The following is a 21275-nucleotide window of genomic DNA, read 5'->3' on the forward strand; positions in this document are numbered from 1 at the left end:
ACCGGATTTTTTACGAATGGATCAGCCTTACAAGGACATGGCTGATGACTGCGGGCTCTTCGGCGAGGGTATTTGCGAGTTTTGCGGCAAACATGGATATCATGCAGCGTGCGAAGAGCGGGGCTTGAAATGGAGCGGAAGTTTCATCAGAACGAGGCCCTGCTACTTCAGCAGTATGCTGTACACGTCAACGGTCATCGGGCCGTCTAAAAAAGCCGGCTGGCGGGCCGGCTGGCGTGATACAGGGTGTTTTCCGCGGCTTGGACGATACACAGTGGATAACAATGCCGCCAGTGCGGCCAGCTTGCGCATCATGATGCCTGATTTGGCTTAACTAAAACGCGATCATGGCACAGGCTGGGTACGCACCCTTTTCGACGTGGTAAGCGTTTGCCAAATTTGTCGCGAATACACCACCTTACCTGGCGCGACGAGCACGTGCTGCGCCGCCCACCAGCAGCAAGCCTGCCACAAGCATGGCGTAAGTCGATGGCTCTGGAACAGCTGCGGCAATCGACAGGGTAGTCTGCGGCGTCCAAACATAACTCGCCCCGCTCGGCGTGCCCAAGGTGTATGTTTTGAAATCCGCACTCGCGCCGGTTTCGTACACTGTGGACCAGAAAACATAGCCCTCCGGATCGTTGCTATAGTGGCTTACTTTGAAATCGAGCTGGCCGTTCGGGGTGTAGCTGAAGGTATAGTCCGAACTACACGTTCCCCATGAGCAGCCGACGTAGTCGAAGCCGCCGACCTGGAGCAAGCTCAGTTCGGAAAACACTAGCTCGCCATCGCCATTGCTGTCGGTACCGCTGAACGTGCCCTTGATGGTAGCGGCGGGATCCCACTTCGTGGTGTCGCCGTCCCAGCTAATGGTGGCGACATCAAAGCCCGTATAGACGAATGACCAACTGTTTTGCTCGGCGTGCGCGCTGCACAGTGGCGACAATAAGGCCGCCAATGCGGCTAGCTTGCGGATCATGATGCTTCCTTCATGTTAGTGAATAAAGCGATCATGGTACATGGGTTTGACCTGTACTTTTCGATATGATTGATTATTTATTAAATTTGTCGTTAATTCAATACGAAATGCGAGTCAGCGATCACGCCGCGGCATAAGCACACCTGCGAATAACGCCCGCGCACTGAGCTTGATGCTGTATCACGCTTCTGCCCAGATGCTCGTCATTCCAGCCTGGAGTCCGGGTCGCAACCGTATTTAGGCCGCAGCGCTGGGGCAAGGAACGTATTGATGGCCGATTTGATTCTGGATTTTAGTTGTTCACTGCCAGCATCTTGCATATCGTTATGGCGAGAACCTCCGATGTGGACCACGCAGGTAGCGTAGCGGCTCCGCTCTTCCCCTTTCGGCAGGACACCGGCATCCGCAGTAGTGTCGCCAGCACGAATTGTCAGGACGTGGATATAAGCTGAGCGGGGCAACGCGACCCGCCGGCTGTCGAGGCTAATCAGGGCGGAAACGCCGTTTGGGTTGTCAGCGGCAAACTGGGCCGAACTGTCCCCACCAAGCGAGTGCCCGACGAGGAGCAGCCGTTGCCAATCGAATTGAGGATAACGTACCGCAGCCTCGCCGATGATGGTGGAGATTGACCTCGACGCTACCCGGGCCATTGCTTGTACTTGGGGCGACACTGGGGTGTCCCGGTCCAAAATCATGCCGCCGGCACTATCCTGGAGGGCCACAACCAAGTAACCCATCCCGTTAAGGTGGTTGGTTACGAATGAGTAGTCCGAACCAGAAAATCCGTATCCCGGGCTTAGGATTGCGACTGGACATGGTTTCGCACGAGCACAGGCTTGAATATTGGCTGGAGTGTGAATGTCCACTGAAACGGCAGCCATGGCAGCTGGCATAGCAAACATCAAGGGCCATAGGGCGAACAGCTGACGCATGAGCTCTTTCTTTGCAGGTGACTTTGTCGGCTTCTGGGTAAGCGTCGCCCTAACACCGTCTTGAGCCGCCCGGCAATTCAAGCGATGCTGGCATCACACAACATGCCGGGACAAATCGGCACTAAGTGTACGAGTCAGCGACGCTGCCGAGATCAATAAAGCGTTGTTGATAAACGCCGGGGCAAATCGGCATCATATTTTTGGCCATCAATTTCGTCACCACTCAAATCCCCCAAGATTGTCCCAAGGCTCGGCAAATCCCCCCGATCCCGATGCCTGGACGGGTCCCAGAGATGCGAACGAAGTATCGCGCGTGAGCACTGGAAAAACACCGCGTTGACTTTCACGACCAATACGGAAAGCGGCGATTTGCCGTCGATGCTGAAGGTTGACAGCAAACCCGGATCGACTTGAATCGATGCGGCACCGTTGACCCGCAACGTTTCTCCAATCCCGGGTATCAAAAAGATGAGAGAGACCCGGGAATCATGCAGGACATTCCGCAGACTGTCTATTCGATTGTTCCCGCGACGATCGGGAAGGAGCAAGGTGAATTCGTCGTGGACCCGGACAAAACCAGCGGGGTCACCTCGGGGAGACACATCGAGACCGTCCGATCCGCTTGTTGCCAGGAGGGCAAACGGCGCCGCCTCGATGAATTTTCGATAGTGCGGATGAATGTATGCCACTTCTTTTTTTATCGACGCTGCGGCAGGCGTTCCGTAAATCCCTTCAAGCGCCGCGATATCCGAAACGATTTGGCTGTCAAGCTGGATCAAGCTCTACTCCCTATGCTGATTGATGGGCTCTTGCAGTCACAAGAGAGCCTCCGGCGATCGCTCCCAATGGCTGCTTGGATATCCATTTTACCCGAGCACATCTTCAACTGGCAGCCATCGCGCGCGACTGCAGCCTGGGGCGGGGGACTGAGCGTGTGCCATTCAATTGAGAGAAGAACGTGGGTTGGATAAGCGTAGCGTCGTCTCAGCGCCGTCTTGAGCCGTCGAATTGCCCGATGATAGCGTCACACCGCTGGGAAGCGGAGTGTTTGTAGGCAGGAGCCAGCCGCCCGGCGCAATGCCAGGGCAGGAACTCGTCAACACGGTTGACGGGATGATCGGCGATGTTGGCTAGCACATGGCGCAACCAGGCTTCGGCGTCCACACCGTTGAGCTTGGCCGTCCCGATCAGGGTGTAAATTAAGCGCCGGCGTTGCTCATCGCGCTGATGAAGCCCCTGCTCGTTGTCGCACAACGCCATCGATGACTGCGGACTCGTAGACCAAAATATCTTCCGGGAATTGGTAGCCGCCGACATCGAACTCGCATGGTGCGTTCCCATAGATCGGAATCCAGGCCTTGGCCTGGAAATGAATCGCTTCGATGAGGGAAAGTAGCGCAATCCGCCGCGTCTCCAGAGGCGGGCGGGTGGCGGCAACCGTGGCGTAGACCAGTGCGTTTATGTACCAGAATTCCAGATCGTCGGGAGGCGATCCGAGTTCATCGAATTTTCGCGCGAAGCCTTTCTCGAACATGAAGCCCAACACATCGTCCACACACTGAATTTTCGTTTGCATCGCCGTGGCTTATTCTTTATTCAGGAAATGAGATGCCGGAAGGTCGGTTCGATGTTTTTTGAATGCAGGAAGCGCACGATGTCTTCCAGCGTGGCGTCGCGCAGCAGCAAGCCATCTGCGCTGGGGGCAGGCTCGCGTGGCGGCACGCTGACGCTCGCGGTGACGGGCGCACCATGCGCCTGTTCGAGTACGTCGAGGGCATGCTGGAACTGTTTGGCGCTGATGCGCTCCACGCGCTCGAGCAGCGCTGCCTGGCCTGCCAGCGGCGGCGGCATTTCCAGCCCGGACTCGTCGGCAAAGGAAGCGCCCAGGCCCGGATCGATGAATGCGGCCCACTTGCCGCTGTGCGGGTCGAGGCAAGGGGGCAATTCCACCGGGGCGCTGGCTGCGTCCAGAAGCACGTCCATGTCTGGCGTGTAGGCCTTGCGTATCAATTCCAGAAACGTTTGAACCCGGGCGACTGGCGTGGGCGTGTCCAGCGACATCCACAGGTAGAAGCCATTGCCACCCGAAATACTGACTGCCGGCGCAGGAAAGCCAAGCTCGGCCTGCAAGGCGTTGGCCAGCGTGCACAGGCGGGTCCAATGCAGCGCTTCGTCGGCGCCGGACATTTTTCGAAAGGCAATGACGATGGCACGCGTGCGGCCGGTATCGTCCGCCAGATCGATCGCAAGGGAGGATTGGCCCAACCGGCGCTGCGCCAGCGTTTCTGAGGACAAGCTACCTTCGGGCAGGTATAACCTCGTCAATTCCGACATCAATTTCTGCATCTGTTTCCTTGAATCGGACCGCATCGGCCTGCTGCTTAGGCTCGTCCTTTCGCGTATTTTGCCACAGGACGCCTCGATGCCGGAGGCCTGCTGTGAAACTCGGCTTCAAGACCTGGGCAACGGCTCTGCGTGCATTTGTACCAGGCGTTATCGTTGAACGAGCACGCGCTGTTGAGATTGTCTTCCACAAAATGACAATCGACGAACTCGCACTCGACGAACTTGCAGCCTGCAAAGCTGGTGCCGCGAAATGTGCAGTTCGTGAATTTTACGTTGACGAACAGCGCGCAATTAAACAGGCCCCAATACCACGTGCAGCGCTCAATGGTGCAGCCGATAAAAGTGGAATCCACATTCCCGCCCTCGGTATCGATCCCGATAAATTCGCAATACTGATAAATATGATCATTCCACCCGGCCGGTTTTCGCAAGGATGTTTCGAATCGTTCGCCTTCAAATAACATGTGATGCGCTCCAAATTAATCGGTTATGCTGGATGTTGATTACACGTCCCCTCGGAAACGCCTTGAATTCGCCTTATCGCCCCCCCACTGCCGCATTGTTCCTTGATGAACAACTGACGCCGTACGCCATTCGCCTGCGTGGCGTTGCCATTTTCGTGGCACTCCCGTTACTGGGCATGATTATCATGCTGGGCTCGGTTCTTTATACGAACGAGGTGTGGTTTGCGAAGTCGATCAAGATATTCGAGCCAATCTTCAGTACATTACCGACGATTGTCATAAAGGCCATCAGCGGTTTTGCAATTGCACTTCAGTGTGCGCGGGCATCGAAATCGCGCATCGTCTTGCTCGGCATTGCGGTGGGGGTCTTCTGGTCGCTGTGTGCACTAGTTACAGACAGCTTCATGTTTATCTACTTCAAGTTCGACGAGCCGGGGTCGACACCTTATGATCAACTTGCCAAATTATTGCCGCTTGCTATGCTTTTAGTGCCTCTGGCTATAGCAGAATGTGCGCTAGTCCGGCTCTACGGTAAAAGACGCGGTCCCACCGAGGGAAACACGCGCTGAGGCATTTGTGTTGATGCTCCCGCTTGGCTCGGTATGCATAGCTTGATGAACCGCCCGACCGATCACAAATCCCACAGCGCTTTACTACTCCACCCTAAGCACTGTAAGCGCATAGTTCGTTCTCATGAGTGCAGTGAACAAAATCATGCTTGATTGCATTCTTCCTCAGGCATGAAGACAGCTTGTCGCACCAGAGCGCAACGGCGTCCAGCTGCATACCGTAGCCATCGCCGTCGACATGATAAGGTTCTTCTGGCGACAAATTGCCGACAAAGGCGATCTCGAAGAAGGTTGGATACCCATCCAGCCTGATCGCCCACTCGCCTACCGAGTTAGGCAGGCCGGATGCCGTAAGCAAACTGCTAAGTGCATCCATGCTGCCGGTAAAAAAAATCTCTCCGATGACATAGGAGTACGGTGTCGTCATGACGTTCTCGTTTTGTTCTTCAGAATTTTTGTATCAAGTCAATCAGCCCGCCATCTTTCCCGAAGGCGAAAAAAAACCCGGCAGCGCGAGCGACCGGGTTTTTATCTGCCTGAACGGCGATTACTTCACCGCAGGGGCAGCTGGCGTATCGGCTGCGGCGACTTCAGTCTTGACCGTGACCTTGGCCTTGGCTTTTTGCTTGAGCGCATCGATGTAATTATGCATCTCAGCCTGGCCAATACGCTGGGCAATGTCCTGCTGCTCCGCTGCGCGGCGCGCCACGTCCGGCTTGGCTGCTTGCGCGACCTTGCCGATGCGATAGACGCCGTAGCCGATGCCCGGCAGGTCCACGCCAACATAGGCTGGCAGCTTGCTCGTGTCTGCCTTCAGAACAGCAGTCAGCGCGGTCGGGTTGATGCCCGTCGGCGCGGCACGGCTCACTACCTTGGCTTCACCGAAACCGGCGGCATCGCCACTCGCCTTGGCGGCAGCGATCTTCGCTTCGCCGGCTTTCTTGGCCAGGTTGGCCGCTTCCTGCTCAGCCACGCGGGCACGGATGACGGTGTCGACTTCCGCCAGCGGACGCTTGGTCGCCGGCTTGTAGTCCAGTACCCGGCCAGCGATCAGCGTGCTTGGCGTGGCCTGGATCGCATCGGTATTGTGCTTGTTCTTGAGCACGCTATCCGAGAACACCGCGTTCAGGAACTTGACGTTGTTGAACGGCGCATTTCCCAAGGCTGGATTCGGCGTGCGCGACAGGTTGTCGATGGTTTCGATCTTCAGCTTGAGCTTGTCCGCGGCCGGTTTCAGGCTATCGGACTGGTCGTACACGGTCTCGCTGAAGACCTGCGCCAGTTCCGAATACTTCTTCGACATCTTCGGCTTCTTGACTTCGGCGACGATGGCATCCTTGACTTCGTCGAACGGCTTGACGACTTCGGGAACCAGCTTGGTCACGGTCAGGATGTGGTAACCGAATTCCGATTCCACCACGTCGCTGATTTCACCCTGCTTGAGCTTGTAGACGGCCGGTTCCAGCGCGGCGCTGAGGAACTCGCCCTTCTTCGCCTGGCCCAGATCGCCGCCCTGCTCGGCCGTCGCCACGTCTTGCGACTTGGCCTTGGCAACCTCGGCAAAACTCTCCGGCGCCTTGCGCAGCTCGGCCAGCACGGCTTCGGCCTTGGCCTTGGCGGCAGCCTTGTCGGCAGCGCTCGCGCCTTTGGCAACGGTAAACATGATGTGGCTGTATTGGCGATCTTCCGGCGTGGTGTAGCGCTTCAGGTTGCTCTTGTAGAACTCGCTCACTTCGGCATCGGTCACGCTGACCAGGCCCTCGACCGCGGCGGCGTCGAACATGATGTATTCGATCTTGACCTTTTCCGGAATCTGGAACAAGGCGGCGTTCTTGTCGTAGAAGGCCTTGACCATCTCGTCGGTGACCTTGACCTGGGCTTGCTGCTCCTTGGCCGGGAACAGCAGTTCCTGCACTTCGCGTTCCTGGTCGAACATATCGGACAGGCGCGAGGCGACGGCGCGCGGAACGAAAGCCGTTTCCTGCACGGTGCCGGTCAGCTGCTGCACCGCGAAACTGCGGCGCAGGCTCTCTTCGTACTGGGGCGCCGTCATGCGCGCGTTGTTCAGCGCGGCCTTGTACACTTCCACGTCGAACTTGCCGTTCGTATGGAAGTTCTCATCCTGCTGGATCGTGTTGACCAGCACATCGTCGCCCACCGTCAGGTGGCTGCGCTCGATTTCGGTTTCCACGGCGCGCTGCGCGACCAGGTTATTGAGGATTTCACGCTTGAATTCAGGCGTATCGAAGCGCTTCTGGTCGAACTGCGCACCCATCATGGCGCGATAGCGGTCGATCTGCTTGCGCTGGGCATCTTCCCATTCGGGCTGCGTGATCTTCTTGCCGTTCACATTCGCCACTTCAATGGTACTGTCGGTGTTTTCGTTGGTGGCCATTCCACCGACGACCAGGAACGAGGCTGCCAGCAGTACGAGCATGACCTGGATCCAGCGCTTGTGATTACGAATAAATTCAAACATGGTTTGCCAATTCGAGATAAATAAAATTGCGATTGAATGCGATTGAGACGCACATATAAAAAAAGGCGAACTTTCGTTCGCCTCTTCTTTTTGTTGACAGGACTGCCAGGACCCGGCCGCCTTGTGCGAACCATGGAATCCCGTGCGGGCGACTCCTGAACCCCGGCGCACTCCCCACTCGGGGACTGCACCATCGTACTGCTATATGCTGGCGGAGCGGACGGGACTCGAACCCGCGACCCCCGACGTGACAGGCCGGTATTCTAACCAACTGAACTACCACTCCTAAATCGTTTCTTCTTTTTCATTGGCGGAGCGGACGGGACTCGAACCCGCGACCTCCGACGTGACAGGCCGGCATTCTAACCAACTGAACTACCACTCCTCAAATCAACTTCGTATTTTTTATTGGCGGAGCGGACGGGACTCGAACCCGCGACCTCCGACGTGACAGGCCGGCATTCTAACCAACTGAACTACCACTCCGTAAAAAATACTGGTACTGCATGCCAGGCTCTGGTGGGGGCTGAGAGGCTCGAACTCCCGACCCGCGCCTTGTAAGGGCGCTGCTCTACCAACTGAGCTAAACCCCCGCAAGCACACTTGTGTCACCAAGTGCTTCTGGACATTTTCCGGTGATTGTCACCTCACCGAAGGACATTAGTTTACTGCATCTTTAAGCGCTTTACCAGCTTTAAATTTAGGAACTTTCGCCGCCGCGATCTTGATCGCTTCCTTGGTGCGTGGATTGCGTCCGGTACGCGCGGCGCGCTCGCCCACCGAGAAGGTGCCGAAGCCGACCAGGGTCACGCTGTCGTTCTTCTGCAGGCTGGCGGTGACGGCATCGATCATCGCGTCGAGCGCGCGCGTGGCCGAGGCCTTGGTGATGTCCGCCGACTTCGCGATTTCTTCGATCAATTCTGTTTTGTTCACTTGTGCCCCGTTACATAAGATGTGCGGCGAAAAGAAATCCGCAGCGCGTATTAAACAAGCCGTCCATCGGCCTGTCAAGCCAAATACAAACCCAAGCGCCCGGCCAAAAAAGAAACAAGCGTCCGAAGACGCTTGCTTGGGTACTGCGTTACTGCCGGTTTAGTGCTTGACGATGTCCGTTTGCGGAGCCGCGCCATCAACCTGCGGGGTCGCTGCCACAGCGGCGACGGCCGGCACTTCCACCACTGCCGTCGGCATGCGTTCCAGCGCGATTTCGAGCACCTTGTCGATCCAGCGTACCGGAACGATTTCGAGCTTGTTCTTCACGTTGTCCGGAATGTCGGCCAGGTCCTTGACGTTCTGCTCCGGAATGAGCACCGTCTTGATGCCGCCGCGATGCGCCGCCAGCAGTTTTTCCTTGAGGCCGCCGATCGGCAGCACTTCGCCGCGCAGGGTGATCTCGCCCGTCATCGCCACGTCGGCGCGTACCGGAATGCCGGTAAATACCGACACCAGCGCGGTGGTCATCGCGATACCGGCCGACGGACCATCTTTTGGCGTCGCGCCTTCCGGCACGTGAATGTGAATGTCGGCTTTTTCGAACACGTCATTCTTGATGCCGAGGCGGTTGGCGCGCGAACGCACCACGGTGCGCGCCGCTTCGATCGATTCCTTCATCACGTCGCCCAAAGTACCGGTGCGTATCACACCGCCCTTGCCCGGCATTTGCACCGCCTCGATGGTCAGCAGATCGCCGCCCACTTCGGTCCATGCAAGGCCGACCACCTGGCCGATCTGGTTCTCTTTCTCGGCCACGCCGAAGTCGTAACGGCGCACGCCCAGGAACTTGTCGATGTTCTTGTTGTTGACCGTGACCTTCTTATCGGCCTTTTTCAACAGCAGCATCTTGACCACCTTGCGGCAGATCTTCGAGATTTCGCGCTCGAGCGATCGCACGCCGGCTTCCCGGGTGTAGTAACGGATGATGTCGCGGATCGCGCCTTCGGCGACGGCGATTTCTTCTTCCTTCAGGCCATTGGCCTTGATCTGCTTCGGCAGCAGGTAACGCTGGGCGATGCTGGTCTTTTCATCTTCCGTGTAACCGGACAGGCGAATGACTTCCATGCGGTCGAGCAGCGCCGGCGGAATGTTGAACGAATTCGAGGTCGCCACGAACATCACGTCCGACAGATCGAAGTCGACTTCGATGTAGTGGTCCGAGAACGTGTGATTCTGTTCCGGGTCCAGCACTTCGAGCAGGGCCGACGACGGATCGCCGCGGAAGTCCGCACCCATCTTGTCGATTTCGTCGAGCAGGAACAGCGGGTTGCGCACGCCGACTTTCGCCAGCGATTGCAGCACCTTGCCCGGCATCGAACCGATATACGTGCGGCGGTGGCCGCGGATCTCGGCTTCGTCACGCACGCCACCGAGGGCCATGCGCACGAACTTGCGGTTGGTGGCCTTGGCGATCGATTGGCCCAGCGAGGTCTTGCCCACGCCCGGAGGACCGACGAAGCACAGGATCGGCGCTTTCAGTTTGTCGACGCGTTGCTGGACCGCGAGGTATTCCAGAATGCGTTCTTTGACCTTGTCCAGGCCATAGTGATCGCCTTCGAGCACTTTCTCGGCATTCGACAGATCGTTATTGACCTTGGACTTTTTCTTCCACGGCAGATTGACCAGGGTGTCGATGTAGTTACGCACGACAGTGGCTTCGGCCGACATCGGCGACATCAGCTTGAGCTTCTTGAGTTCGTTGGTAGCCTTGTCCAGCGCTTCCTTGGGCATCTTGGCGGCGATGACTTTTTTCTCGAGTTCGTCGATATCGGCGCCGTCTTCGCCCTCGCCCAGTTCTTTCTGGATCGCCTTGACCTGCTCGTTCAGATAGTACTCGCGCTGCGATTTTTCCATCTGGCGCTTGACGCGGCCGCGGATGCGCTTTTCCACTTGCAGGATGTCGAGCTCGCCTTCGAGCTGGCCGAGCAGATGCTCAAGACGCTTGGCGACGTTGAAGATTTCCAGGATCACCTGCTTCTGCTCGAGCTTGAGCGGCAGATGGGCGGCGACCGTATCGGCCAGGCGGCCGGCGTCGTCGATCCCTGCCAGCGAAGCGAGGATTTCAGGTGGAATTTTCTTGTTCAGTTTGACGTACTGGTCGAACTGCTGGACGATCGCGCGGCGCATCGCCTCGACTTCGGAATCGTCGCCGATTTCCGAATTGAGCGGGGTCAGGTCCGCGATGAAGTGCGTCGGCGCATCGCTGATGTGGTTGATGCGCGCACGCTGGGCGCCTTCGACCAGCACCTTGACGGTGCCGTCGGGCAGCTTGAGCATTTGCAGGATGTTCGCCACGCAACCGATCTCGTAGATGTCGGACGCGGATGGCTCGTCCTTGGCGGCGGCCTTCTGGGCGGCCAGCATGATGCTCTTGCCCTGCTCCATGGCTGCTTCCAGCGCCTTGATGGATTTCGGACGGCCGACGAACAGTGGGATCACCATATGCGGGAAGACGACCACGTCGCGCAACGGCAGTAAGGGCAGCGTCGTTTGCTCGGTTAATTTGGAAGTTGTCATGGCATACCTTATAGAAAGCGTGTTTACGATGTTGGCACTGACTGCCAAAACACAAGACCGGCAGATAAAATATTTCTACAAGTTATTTGAACAATTCATCAACTTGATTCAAATACAACCGGAATAATCTAAAAAAATTTTATCGGAACATCAAATAAAAAAGCCACCGCGCAGCGGTTCCGCTGCGAGTGGCTTTTCGAGTGAAGCCTGATTCTTTTATTGAGGTAAATTGTACCGCCAAGAATTCAGGAATCAATGCTTTTGTTGCGTGCGGAGCGCAGAATTTCAGTTTTCGCCCGATGCTTTTGCGCTTTCGCTGTAAATCAGTAAAGGTTTGGCGCCGTTCGTGATCGAATTTTCATCGATAACGACCTTGATGACATTCTGCTGATTTGGCAATTCGTACATCACATCGAGCAGTGCATGTTCAAGAATGGAACGCAAACCGCGCGCACCGGTCTTGCGTGCCAGTGCCTTGCGGGCAATCGCATGCAGGGCGGCCGGACGGATTTCCAGTTCCGCGCCTTCCATTTCCAGCAGCTTGGAATACTGTTTAATCAACGCATTCTTCGGCTCGATCAGAATCTGGATCAGGGCTTCTTCGGTCAGTTCCGACAAGGCCGCAACCACCGGCAGGCGGCCCACCAGTTCCGGAATCAGGCCGAACTTGATCAGGTCTTCCGGTTCGGCTTCGAGCAGCACGTCGGCGCTGGCGCGCTGCGATTCGCTCTTGACGCTGGCCGAGAAGCCGATGCCGCTCTTTTCGGAACGGTTCTGGATGATCTTGACCAGGCCGTCGAACGCGCCGCCGCAGATGAACATGATGTTGGTCGTGTCGATCTGGACGAAATCCTGGTTCGGATGCTTGCGCCCGCCTTGTGGCGGTACCGATGCCATCGTGCCTTCGATCAGTTTCAGCAAGGCTTGCTGCACGCCTTCGCCGGACACGTCGCGGGTAATCGACGGATTGTCCGATTTACGCGAAATCTTGTCGATTTCATCGATGTAGACGATGCCGCGCTGGGCCTTGTCGACTTCGTAATTGCAGCTTTGCAGCAGCTTCTGGATGATGTTCTCGACGTCTTCGCCCACATAACCGGCTTCGGTCAGGGTGGTGGCGTCGGCGATCACGAACGGCACGTTGAGCATGCGCGCCAGGGTCTGGGCCAGCAGGGTCTTGCCCGAACCGGTAGGACCGACCAGCAAGATGTTGCTCTTTGCCAGTTCGACTTCATCCTTCTTGCCCAGGTGCTTGAGGCGCTTGTAATGGTTGTAGACCGCAACGGACAGGATGCGCTTGGCGGTTTGCTGGCCGATCACGTACTGGTCCAGCAATTCCTTGATCTCGTTCGGGGTCGGCAGGTCGGACTTGGCGCCGGCCACCGTTTCCACGTTCGAGGTCTCGTCGCGGATGATGTCGTTACACAGGTCGATGCATTCGTCGCAAATGAAGACGGATGGACCTGCGATGAGTTTCTTCACCTCGTGCTGGCTCTTGCCGCAGAACGAGCAGTAGAGGAGTTTTTCGCCGCTGGAGGATTTTTTGTCTGACATGGGGCAGGTTTCTATTGAATTGCTATAAATGTAACGCGAACCGACGCGCAACAAGGGGGCGCGCTATCAGCATGCTACCCGAAATAAAAACGAAACGCCCGAACGTTGTAGCGCACGGGCGTTCTTTGAGCAACACCTGAGGCGAACCTTGATAAAGCTACTACGCGGCGCAACTGCCGTTCTGCGATGCTCGCCGTACCTGCGTACGGCTGCGCTTCTCGAACAACAGGTGCACCGCTCGCTACGCTTTCTCAAGGTCCGCCTGGCGCCGTCGCGTGCAGGTGGTCGCGCGGCCCGCGCTAGGACTTTATTCGCGCTTCGCAAGGACTTTGTCGATCAGACCATATTCCGCGGCTTCATCGCCCGACATGAAACGATCGCGGTCGGTATCCTTGTGGATCTGTTCCATCGTCTTGCCCGTACGTTCGGCCAGGATGTGGTTCAGGCGCTCACGCAGGTAGAGGATTTCCTTGGCCTGGATTTCGATGTCCGAAGCCTGCCCTTGCGAGCCACCCGACGGCTGGTGAATCATGATGCGCGAGTTCGGCAGCGAGAAACGCTTGCCCTTGGCGCCGGCGGCCAGCAGGAAAGCGCCCATCGACGCGGCCATCCCGGTGCACAGGGTCGACACGTCCGGCTTGATGAAGTTCATCGTATCGAAGATCGCCAGGCCGGCCGAGACCGATCCGCCAGGCGAGTTGATGTAGAGCGAAATATCCTTGTCCGGATTCTCGCTCTCGAGGAACAGCAGCTGGGCGACGATCAGGTTGGCCATCTGGTCATGCACCGGCCCGACCATGAAAATCACACGTTCCTTGAGCAGGCGCGAGTAAATATCGTACGAGCGCTCGCCGCGGCCGCTCTGCTCCACGACCATCGGAATGAGGCCGAGTGCTTGTGTATCCAATGCCGGATTATGATTCATACCTGTCTCTTCCTTTGTAAGCAGCCTAAAGCAGACTTTAAGCTTGTGCGTTGCTTCCCATCAACTCGTCGAATGCAACAGCCTTGGCTGTGACTTTCGCGATACCGAGTACATAGTTAACGACGTTTTCTTCCAATACAAGAGCTTCGACTTCCGACAGGCGGCGACGATCGCTGTAGTAGTACTTGAGTACTTCACGCGGATCTTCGTAGCTTTGGGCGAAATCTTCGATCTGCGCCTTGACCTGCTCAGGCGTCGCCTGCAGCTTGTTGTCGCCAACCAGTTGCGACAGGATCAGGCCCAGGCGCACGCGGCGCTCGGCCTTGGTGGCGAACAGGTCTTGCGGGAATGGCATGTCCTTGACATCCATGCCGCGCTGCGCCATGTCCTGGCGGGTCATTTCGGCCAGGCGCTCGGCGTCCTGGGCGATCATGACTTTAGGAACTTCCATTTCGGTGACCTTGACCAGGGCATCCATCACGGCTTCCTTGTTGCGTGCCTTGACGCGGCCCGCGACTTCGCGTTCCAGGTTGACCTTGATGTCGGCGCGCATCTTGTCCAGATCGCCATCTTCCATGCCCAGCGACTTGGCGAACTCGGCATCGACTGCCGGCAGGTGCGCCCATTCCAGCTGCTTCAGGGTGATGGTGAAGTCGGCGGTTTTGCCGGCCACGTCAGCACCGTGGTAATCGGCCGGGAAAGCCAATGGGAAGGTTTTTGCTTCGCCGACCTTCAGGCCGACGGTGGCTGCTTCGAATTCCGGCAGCATGCGGCCTTCGCCGAGCACGAATGCGTAGTCTTCAGCTTTGCCGCCTGGGAATTCAACGCCATCGATCACGCCGACGAAGTCGACGGTCACGCGGTCGCCATTGGCTGCGACCGGCTCGCCGCCGTCGCCGTGTTCGCCGGCTTCACCCTTGGTGTGGTAATGCACGCGCTGCTTGCGCAGGATTTCGATGGTCTTTTCGATTTCCGCGTCCGACACGTCGGCTTTCACGGTTTCGATCTCGACGCCCGACAGGTCGCCGATGACGACTTCAGGATAGACCTCGAAGGTGGCGTCGAACGACAGCACGCCTTCAGCGGAATCTTCCTTTGGTTCGATTTTTGGGAAACCGGCAACGCGCAGCTGGTTCTCGTTGGCGGCGTCATTGAACGCGCGGCCGACTTTATCGTTGAGCACGTCCGATTCGATCTGGTAGCCATATTGCTGCGCGACCATTTTCAGTGGAACTTTGCCTGGACGGAAGCCAGGTGCCTTGGCCGTTTTGGCCTGCTGTTTCAGGCGCTTTTCCACTTCCGTACGGACGTCAGTCAGCGGAAAAGAGATCGTCAAGCGACGTTCGAGTTTACCCAGGGTTTCGACTGCAGTTGCCATTGTAAAAATCGTCCAAAAAATAGTATTAAACTCGTGGTGCGAGGAGGGGGACTCGAACCCCCACACCATTGCTGGCGTCAGGACCTAAACCTGGTGCGTCTACCAATTTCGCCATCCTCGCGGGATCGCATTGACCGCCATCATCGGCGAGAGAATGCACCTTTCCATCTGAAAAAACAAAGGGCGCCCGACAGTGAAACCGGCCGCCCTGCACTGCCTTTGTTAGGGGCTACAACTTCAACCCGGTATTTTACTGGATTTTCTGACCACATAGGGCGTTTTTTGAAACGGACTCAGGCGGCGTATAATTTGGAAACGTTTTCAGTCCTTTAGAGAAATACCTCTGCATGTCTTCCAATCACATTAACAAAGTGCGCCAGGCGAGTTTATTCGCCATGACGTGGCCTATTTTCATCGAGCAGCTATCGCATATCCTGCCGGGGATTGTCGATACCTTCATGGTCAGCCACCTGGGCGACTCGGCCGTGGCCGGACTGGCGGTGGCCAACCAGATCGTCGGCTTTTGCATCATCCTGTTTTCCTTCGTCGGCATCGGCAGCGCGGTCGTGCTCACCCACTACCTGGGCGCGGGCGACCGGGCCGGCGCCGAACGCGTGGCGGCCACGGCGGTGGGCATCAATTTCTGGCTCGGGGTGGTGGTCAGCCTGGCGATCTGGGCGTTCTCGGCCGACATGCTGGGCCTGCTGCACCTGCCGCCGCAACTGATGCCCTACGCCCAGCCGTTTCTGGCGCTGATGGGCGGCACCCTGTTCCTCGAATCGATCAATATCGCGTTCGGCTCGGTGCTGCGCGCACACGGCCACACGCGCGAAGCAATGTACGTCGCCATCGGCATGAATGTGCTCAATCTGATCTTGAATGTGGTGCTGATTTTCGGCCTGCTGGGCGCGCCCAAGATGGGCGTGATCGGCGCGGCGCTGTCGACCGTCATCAGCCGCGCCGTGGCTTGCGTGGCCCTGGCCTGGCTGGTGCGGCGCCAGCTCAAGCTGGGCGTGCGCCTGTCGTGGTTCCTGAAGCTGTCGCGCGACACGCTCTCGCGCATCCTCAAGATCGGCTTGCCGGCGGCGGGCGAGAATCTGTGCTGGCAAGCCAGTTTCATGGTCATTACCTACTTTGTCGGGCAGATGGGCGTGGTCCAGCTGGCCACGTTCTCGTACGCAATCCAGCTGTCGATGATCATGATGATGCTGGGAATTTCGATCGGCATCAGCACCGAGATCATGATCGGTCACATGATCGGTGCCGGCGAGTTCGATGAAGCCTACCGGCAATTGCTGCGCAGCCTGCGCGTGGGCCTGGCGGTGACGGTGGCGACGACGTGCATGGTGGTGCTGCTGGCGCCGTGGCTGCTGGGCTTTTTCAGCAAGGACCCGGCGGTCGTGGCCGGCGGCGCGGTGTTGCTGCGCATCAGCCTGCTGCTGGAACCGGGGCGCACATTCAATCTGGTGGTAATCAATTCACTGCGGGCAACGGGCGACGCGCGCTTTCCGGTGCTGATGGGCGTGTGTTCGATGTGGGGCGTGGCGGTGCCGCTGGCATGGCTGCTGGGCCTGCATCTGGGCTGGGGATTGATTGGAGTGTGGATCGCGTTCACCTGCGACGAATGGGTGCGCGGGCTGGCGATGTATGCGAGGTGGAAGAGCCGGGTGTGGGAAAAACATGCGCACGCGGTACGGGCGCATGTGGCGGCTTAATGTTTCCTAACCGGGGTCAGACCCCGATTAGGAAACTTTGTCGTGATGTTTCCTAACTGAGGTCTGACCCCGGTTAGGAAACTTTGTCGTCAGGTACGCAGCGCGACGGCTTCCACCGGCTTCTTCACCCGGAACCACGCCGCATACAGTGCCGGCAGGAACAGCAAGGTCAATGCCGTCGCCACCACCAACCCACCCATGATGGCAACCGCCATCGGCCCCCAGAACACCGAACGCGACAGCGGAATCATCGCCAGCGCGGCCGCCGCGGCCGTCAACACGATTGGCCGGCAGCGCCGTACCGCCGCCTCGATCACCGCATTCCACGGCTCGGCCCCGGCAGCGATATCCTGCTCGATCTGATCGACCAGAATCACGGAATTGCGGATGATCATGCCGAACAGCGCAATCACACCCAGATTCGCGACGAATCCGAACGGCCGGTCCAGGATCAGCAGCGCCATCGCGGCGCCAGCCACGCCCAGCGGACCGGTCAGGAACACCAGCAGCGAACGCGAGAAGCTGTGCAGCTGCAGCATCAGCAGGGTGAACACAATGAACAGCACCAGCGGCACATTCGCCGCGATCGACGCTTCCGCGGCCGCGCTGTCGGCGGCGGCGCCGGCCAGCGAGATCGTGTAGCCCGGCGGCAGCGCCGCGCGCAGGTCGGCCAGCTTCAGGCCGATCTGGTCGGACACGGTCGGCCCCTGGATGCCGTCGACCACGTCGGACTGCGCCGTGATGGCCCATTCACGGCCTTCGCGCCACACCACACCCGGTTCCCACACAAAATGGGCGCGCGCGATCTGCGAAATGGTCACCGACTTGCCCGACGCCGTCGGGATGTTGGTGTCGTTGAGCACCGCCATGGTCGCGCGCTCTTCCACCGGCTGGCGTACCACGATGTCGATCAGCTTGTTGTCCTCGCGGAACTGGCCGATGGTCGTGCCCGACAGAATGGTATTGGCCGCGCGCATCACCGTTTGCGAGGTCACGCCCAGCGCGCGCAGTTTTTCCTGGTCCAGGTCGAGGCGCAGCACCTTGATCGATTCGTTCCAGTTGTCATTGACGCCGATCGCATTCGGATTGGCGCGCATGATGTCCTTGACCTTGTCGGCAAAATCGCGCACCACGGCGATTTCCGGGCCGGCCACGCGGAACTGCACCGGATACGGCACCGGCGGCCCGTTCGGCAGCAGCTTGACCCTGCCGCGCACTTCCGGGAAGTCTTTCTTGAAGATGTCGACAATCTTCAGGCGCAGCGCTTCGCGCGTTTCCAGGCCCTTGGCCAGCACCACCACTTGCGACACGTTCGATTGCGGGAAGAGCTGGTCCAGCGGCAGATAGAAACGCGGGCTGCCGGTGCCCACATAGCTGGTCACGCTCTCGACATCGGTTTCCTTGGCCATCAGCTTCTCGAACTTCTTCACCAGCGCTTCGTTGGCGCCGAAGCTGGTGCCTTCCGGCGTCCACATCTCGACCATCAGCTCGGGCCGGCTGGAATCGGGGAAGAATTGCTTCTCGATGAAGTTGAAGCCGTACACGCCGAGGAAGAACACGCCCAGGCTCAGCGCAATGGTGGTCTTGCGCCATTCCACGCACCAGGTCACGACACGGCGGAAACGCTGGAAACCGGGCGTATTGAACAGGTCGTGCTCGCCCTCGCCGGCCGCGTGCGGCTTGACCTTGAGGATCAGGTAGCCGATGTACGGCGTAAACACCACCGCCACCAGCCACGAAATCAACAGCGCCAGCGCATTGACCGAGAACATCGAAAAGGTGTACTCGCCGGCGGCCGACTTGGCCAGGCCGATCGGCAGGAAGCCGGCGGCCGTGATCAGGGTGCCGGTCAGCATCGGCATCGCGGTCGAGGTGTAGGCGAAGGTGGCCGCCTCGAAGCGCGACATGCCCTCCTCCATCTTGCGCACCATCATTTCGACGGCGATGATGGCGTCATCGACCAGCAAGCCGAGCGCGATGATCAGCGCGCCGAGCGAAATCTTGTGCAGGTCGATGTCCAACATGCGCATGAACAGGAAGGTAATGGCCAGCACCAGCGGAATGGTCAGCGCCACCACCAGGCCGGGCCGCGCATCGATGCGCAGCGGCTTGGTATGCAGGCCCAGCGCCAGGAAACTGACCGCCAGCACGATCACGACCGCTTCGATCAGCACCTTGATGAATTCGCTCACCGAGGCCGTCACCGCGCGCGGCTGGTCCGATACCCGTTCGAGCTCGATGCCGACCGGCAGCTTGGCCTTGATGCGGGCCACGGTTTCATCGAGCCCTTTGCCCATCTGAATGATATTGCCGCCCTTTTCCATCGACACGCCCAGGCCGATGACTTCCTTGCCGTTAAAACGCATCTTTTCCAGCGGCGGATCCTGGTATTCGCGCTTGATGGTGGCGAAGTCGCCCAGGCGGAAGGTGGTGCCGTTGGCGCGCAGCTCCAGGTTTTCGAGGTCCTTGGCGCTGGTCAGGGCGCCGGTGACGCGCACTTGCAGGTTGTCCGTTTCGGTGACCAGCACGCCGGTCGACTCGACCGAGTTTTGCGTGGCGATCTGGTTGGCGATGACTTCGAACGGCACGCCGAGCTGCGCAAATTTCTTGTGCGAGAACTCGATATTGAGTTTTTCGGTCTGCACGCCGAACTGCTCGACTTTCGATACCAGCGGCACTTGCAGCAATTGCTGGCGCACGAAGTCGGCATATTCCTTGACCTCGGCATAGTTGAAGCCGTCGGCCGAGAGCGCGAAGATCGAGCCGTAGGTGTCGCCGAATTCATCGTTGAAGAACGGTCCGATCACCCCGGCCGGCAAGGTGCCGCGGATGTCGCCGATCTTCTTGCGCACCTGGTACCAGGCGTTGGCGGTCTCGCGCGGGGGCGTCGATTCGCGCAACTGCAAAATGATGATCACTTCGCCCGGCTTGGAATAACTCTTGATCTTGTCGATGTAGGGCGTTTCCTGCAGCTTCCTTTCCAGCTTGTCGGTGACCTGCTCGGCCATCTGCACCGCGGTCGAGCCCGGCCAGATCGCGCGCACCACCATCACGCGGAACGTAAACGGCGGATCTTCATCCTGCCCCAGATTCATGTAGCTGATCACCCCGCCCAGCAGCAGCGCGACCATCAGGTAGCGCGTCAGCGGAATATGCTCCAGCGCCCAGCGAGAAAGATTGAACCCCTTCATTTGGCAACCTCAACCTTTGCTGCCGCCTGTGCCGCTGCCTGCGCTGCGGGTTTCGCAGCCGGCAGCGGGTCGCTCGACGAGGTATCCGGCGGCAGGATCGTCACTTTCTGGCCCTGCTTGAGCAGGTTCACGCCCGCCGTCACCACGGTCTGGCCGGACGTCACGCCGCTGGCCAGCACCACCTCGTTGCCGGACGTGCCGGCAATGGCTACCGGCACCATGCGCGCCACGCCCTTGTCGACCACCCACACCGAGGTGGTGTTCTTTTCGTGATACAGCGCCGTCAGCGGCACCTTGATCTGCGGCGTGGCCATGGTGCTGGCGAACTGCACCATGGCTGTCATGCCCAGCTTGACGTCGGCCGCGCTGTCGGGAATCGCTACCTTGACCGCGTAGGTGCGGGTGGCGGGGTCGGCCACCGGCGAGACTTCACGCACCTTGCCGGGAATGACCACATCCTTGTTGGCCCACAGGCGCACGGTCACGTCCGTGAGCTTGCGCAATTGCTCGACCTTATCTTCAGGCAAGCCGATGACGATTTCCTTCTCGCCCATCTGGGCTACGCGCACCACCGGGGTGCCCGGGGACACCACCTGCCCCACTTCCGCGTCCACGGCCGTGACCACGCCATCGACATCCGACACCAGGGTGGCGTAGCCAGCCTGGTTCGACTGGCCGAAATAGGCCGCCTGGGCCGCGTCGACGCTGGACTGCGCCGAGCTGAACGCCGACACCTTGGCGTCGAGCACGGCCTGGCTGACGAAATTCTTCACGCGCAATTCCTGATAGCGCTTCAGTTCCGCCTTGGCCAGGTCGCGCCCGGTTTCCGCCGCGCGCAGGTTGGCCTTGGCCTGGGCCTGCGACAACTTCAAGTCTTGCGGATCGAGCTGCATCAGTACCTGGCCCTTCTTGACCACCGTGCCGGCATCGACCTTGCGTGCGGTAATCTTGCCGCCAACCCGGAATCCGAGGCGCGACTCGACCCGCGCCCGCACCTCGCCGGCGAATTCGGCGTTCACGCCCACGCTGCTCGACGTCAGCACCAGGGCGCGTACGGGACGGATGTCCTCGGTTTTTTCGGCGGGCTTGGAGCAGGCGGACAGCAGCGCGGCCATCACGGCGGCACTGAGGACGGTCATCGGGGCCAAAGGTCTTTGGCGCAGGTTTTTCACGGGGAACACGGTGTTTTCCTTTACTATGCGGTGGTCGCGACCCCGAGGGATCGACGATGAT

The 21275-nt window shown here is 58.8% G+C and carries 18 protein-coding genes, 5 tRNA genes and 1 pseudogene; 3 read left to right on the top strand and 21 right to left on the bottom strand.

Going from position 1 to position 21275, the window contains the following annotated elements; all coding sequences use genetic code 11:
• The first annotated feature begins 16 nt into the window (after nucleotides 1–16).
• Nucleotides 17–334 (top strand): hypothetical protein, encoded by a 318-nt coding sequence (locus RBA41_RS19845; protein WP_306625992.1) that lies wholly within the window; start codon nucleotides 17–19, stop codon nucleotides 332–334.
• Nucleotides 335–418: 84 nt separating this feature from the next.
• On the opposite strand, the gene RBA41_RS19850 is transcribed toward RBA41_RS19845, so the two are convergent.
• The 7 genes and pseudogenes from RBA41_RS19850 to RBA41_RS33485 form a co-directional block, all read right to left on the bottom strand.
• Nucleotides 419–979: a PEP-CTERM sorting domain-containing protein gene (locus tag RBA41_RS19850; RefSeq protein ID WP_306625993.1), complete on the bottom strand. Its 561-nt coding sequence runs from the start codon at nucleotides 977–979 to the stop codon at nucleotides 419–421.
• A 203-nt stretch (nucleotides 980–1182) separates the two neighbouring features.
• On the bottom strand, nucleotides 1183–1911 hold the full coding sequence (locus RBA41_RS19855) for an alpha/beta hydrolase (RefSeq protein WP_306625994.1): 729 nt from the start codon (nucleotides 1909–1911) through the stop codon (nucleotides 1183–1185).
• A gap of 152 nt (nucleotides 1912–2063) precedes the next feature.
• Nucleotides 2064–2687, bottom strand: a complete 624-nt coding sequence (locus RBA41_RS19860; RefSeq protein WP_306626103.1) for a pyridoxamine 5'-phosphate oxidase family protein — start codon at nucleotides 2685–2687, stop codon at nucleotides 2064–2066.
• A 208-nt stretch (nucleotides 2688–2895) separates the two neighbouring features.
• Nucleotides 2896–3126 (bottom strand): annotated as a pseudogene (locus tag RBA41_RS19865) (transposase domain-containing protein); the annotation flags it as partial.
• A gap of 1 nt (nucleotide 3127) precedes the next feature.
• Entirely contained in the window at nucleotides 3128–3487 is a 360-nt protein-coding gene (locus RBA41_RS19870) for a hypothetical protein (protein WP_306625995.1), read from the bottom strand.
• Nucleotides 3488–3507: 20 nt separating this feature from the next.
• Nucleotides 3508–4206, bottom strand: a complete 699-nt coding sequence (locus tag RBA41_RS19875; protein WP_306625996.1) for a hypothetical protein — start codon at nucleotides 4204–4206, stop codon at nucleotides 3508–3510.
• A gap of 86 nt (nucleotides 4207–4292) precedes the next feature.
• Nucleotides 4293–4721, bottom strand: coding sequence for a pentapeptide repeat-containing protein (locus RBA41_RS33485; protein WP_374709573.1), 429 nt, complete (start codon nucleotides 4719–4721; stop codon nucleotides 4293–4295).
• A 62-nt stretch (nucleotides 4722–4783) separates the two neighbouring features.
• On the opposite strand from RBA41_RS33485, the gene RBA41_RS19885 reads away from it, so the two are divergent.
• Nucleotides 4784–5290 (top strand): hypothetical protein, encoded by a 507-nt coding sequence (locus tag RBA41_RS19885; protein WP_306625998.1) that lies wholly within the window; start codon nucleotides 4784–4786, stop codon nucleotides 5288–5290.
• Nucleotides 5291–5384: 94 nt separating this feature from the next.
• Here the strand turns inward: RBA41_RS19885 and RBA41_RS19890 are convergent, their stop codons facing one another.
• From RBA41_RS19890 to RBA41_RS19945, 12 genes are all read right to left on the bottom strand, one after another.
• A complete protein-coding gene (locus RBA41_RS19890; RefSeq protein ID WP_306625999.1) occupies nucleotides 5385–5717 on the bottom strand; it encodes a hypothetical protein in 333 nt (110 codons plus the stop codon).
• 120 nt (nucleotides 5718–5837) lie between these two features.
• Nucleotides 5838–7769, bottom strand: a complete 1932-nt coding sequence (locus RBA41_RS19895; protein WP_306626000.1) for a SurA N-terminal domain-containing protein — start codon at nucleotides 7767–7769, stop codon at nucleotides 5838–5840.
• A gap of 209 nt (nucleotides 7770–7978) precedes the next feature.
• A tRNA-Asp gene (locus RBA41_RS19900) sits at nucleotides 7979–8055 on the bottom strand.
• A 22-nt stretch (nucleotides 8056–8077) separates the two neighbouring features.
• Nucleotides 8078–8154, bottom strand: a tRNA-Asp gene (locus RBA41_RS19905).
• A 24-nt stretch (nucleotides 8155–8178) separates the two neighbouring features.
• Nucleotides 8179–8255 (bottom strand) — tRNA-Asp (locus RBA41_RS19910).
• A 31-nt stretch (nucleotides 8256–8286) separates the two neighbouring features.
• A tRNA-Val gene (locus tag RBA41_RS19915) sits at nucleotides 8287–8362 on the bottom strand.
• Between the two features lie 67 nt (nucleotides 8363–8429).
• Nucleotides 8430–8702, bottom strand: a complete 273-nt coding sequence (gene hbs, locus RBA41_RS19920; RefSeq protein ID WP_054262580.1) for a non-specific DNA-binding protein Hbs — start codon at nucleotides 8700–8702, stop codon at nucleotides 8430–8432.
• Nucleotides 8703–8861: 159 nt separating this feature from the next.
• A complete protein-coding gene (lon, locus tag RBA41_RS19925; RefSeq protein WP_306626001.1) occupies nucleotides 8862–11279 on the bottom strand; it encodes an endopeptidase La in 2418 nt (805 codons plus the stop codon).
• Between the two features lie 285 nt (nucleotides 11280–11564).
• The gene (gene clpX, locus RBA41_RS19930) at nucleotides 11565–12833 is read right to left on the bottom strand and encodes an ATP-dependent Clp protease ATP-binding subunit ClpX (protein WP_099879298.1); all 1269 of its coding nucleotides are present in this window, start codon (nucleotides 12831–12833) and stop codon (nucleotides 11565–11567) included.
• 307 nt (nucleotides 12834–13140) lie between these two features.
• Nucleotides 13141–13758: an ATP-dependent Clp endopeptidase proteolytic subunit ClpP gene (gene clpP / locus RBA41_RS19935; protein ID WP_054262583.1), complete on the bottom strand. Its 618-nt coding sequence runs from the start codon at nucleotides 13756–13758 to the stop codon at nucleotides 13141–13143.
• 37 nt (nucleotides 13759–13795) lie between these two features.
• The gene (gene tig / locus RBA41_RS19940) at nucleotides 13796–15136 is read right to left on the bottom strand and encodes a trigger factor (protein WP_306626002.1); all 1341 of its coding nucleotides are present in this window, start codon (nucleotides 15134–15136) and stop codon (nucleotides 13796–13798) included.
• Nucleotides 15137–15170: 34 nt separating this feature from the next.
• Nucleotides 15171–15257, bottom strand: a tRNA-Leu gene (locus RBA41_RS19945).
• Nucleotides 15258–15531: 274 nt separating this feature from the next.
• Between RBA41_RS19945 and RBA41_RS19950 the strand changes: the two genes are divergently transcribed.
• Complete coding sequence (locus tag RBA41_RS19950; protein WP_306626003.1) at nucleotides 15532–16851, top strand: MATE family efflux transporter; 1320 nt, start codon at nucleotides 15532–15534, stop codon at nucleotides 16849–16851.
• 89 nt (nucleotides 16852–16940) lie between these two features.
• Here the strand turns inward: RBA41_RS19950 and RBA41_RS19955 are convergent, their stop codons facing one another.
• Together RBA41_RS19955 and RBA41_RS19960 are read right to left on the bottom strand one after the other, a co-directional pair.
• The gene (locus RBA41_RS19955) at nucleotides 16941–20042 is read right to left on the bottom strand and encodes an efflux RND transporter permease subunit (protein ID WP_306626004.1); all 3102 of its coding nucleotides are present in this window, start codon (nucleotides 20040–20042) and stop codon (nucleotides 16941–16943) included.
• Nucleotides 20039–21181, bottom strand: a complete 1143-nt coding sequence (locus RBA41_RS19960) for an efflux RND transporter periplasmic adaptor subunit (protein WP_374709578.1) — start codon at nucleotides 21179–21181, stop codon at nucleotides 20039–20041. Before RBA41_RS19960 ends, RBA41_RS19955 begins: the two co-directional genes overlap by 4 nt.
• Between the last annotated feature and the right edge of the window lie 94 nt (nucleotides 21182–21275).

The sequence above is a fragment of the Massilia scottii genome (assembly GCF_030846495.1).
Classification (GTDB): Bacteria; Pseudomonadota; Gammaproteobacteria; order Burkholderiales; family Burkholderiaceae_D; genus Telluria_A; species Telluria_A violaceinigra.

Bases quoted from the DNA above. Each gene is read 5' to 3' on its own strand.
- RBA41_RS19870 (WP_306625995.1), bottom strand. From the start codon at position 3,487: ATGCAAACGAAAATTCAGTGTGTGGACGATGTGTTGGGCTTCATGTTC.
- RBA41_RS19960 (WP_374709578.1), bottom strand. From the start codon at position 21,181: ATGACCGTCCTCAGTGCCGCCGTGATGGCCGCGCTGCTGTCCGCCTGC.
- RBA41_RS19950 (WP_306626003.1), top strand. From the start codon at position 15,532: ATGACGTGGCCTATTTTCATCGAGCAGCTATCGCATATCCTGCCGGGG.
- RBA41_RS19845 (WP_306625992.1), top strand. From the start codon at position 17: ATGGATCAGCCTTACAAGGACATGGCTGATGACTGCGGGCTCTTCGGC.
- RBA41_RS33485 (WP_374709573.1), bottom strand. From the start codon at position 4,721: ATGTTATTTGAAGGCGAACGATTCGAAACATCCTTGCGAAAACCGGCC.
- clpX (WP_099879298.1), bottom strand. From the start codon at position 12,833: ATGTCAGACAAAAAATCCTCCAGCGGCGAAAAACTCCTCTACTGCTCG.
- RBA41_RS19850 (WP_306625993.1), bottom strand. From the start codon at position 979: ATGATCCGCAAGCTAGCCGCATTGGCGGCCTTATTGTCGCCACTGTGC.
- lon (WP_306626001.1), bottom strand. From the start codon at position 11,279: ATGACAACTTCCAAATTAACCGAGCAAACGACGCTGCCCTTACTGCCG.
- RBA41_RS19895 (WP_306626000.1), bottom strand. From the start codon at position 7,769: ATGTTTGAATTTATTCGTAATCACAAGCGCTGGATCCAGGTCATGCTC.
- clpP (WP_054262583.1), bottom strand. From the start codon at position 13,758: ATGAATCATAATCCGGCATTGGATACACAAGCACTCGGCCTCATTCCG.
- tig (WP_306626002.1), bottom strand. From the start codon at position 15,136: ATGGCAACTGCAGTCGAAACCCTGGGTAAACTCGAACGTCGCTTGACG.
- RBA41_RS19890 (WP_306625999.1), bottom strand. From the start codon at position 5,717: ATGACGACACCGTACTCCTATGTCATCGGAGAGATTTTTTTTACCGGC.
- RBA41_RS19855 (WP_306625994.1), bottom strand. From the start codon at position 1,911: ATGCGTCAGCTGTTCGCCCTATGGCCCTTGATGTTTGCTATGCCAGCT.
- RBA41_RS19955 (WP_306626004.1), bottom strand. From the start codon at position 20,042: ATGAAGGGGTTCAATCTTTCTCGCTGGGCGCTGGAGCATATTCCGCTG.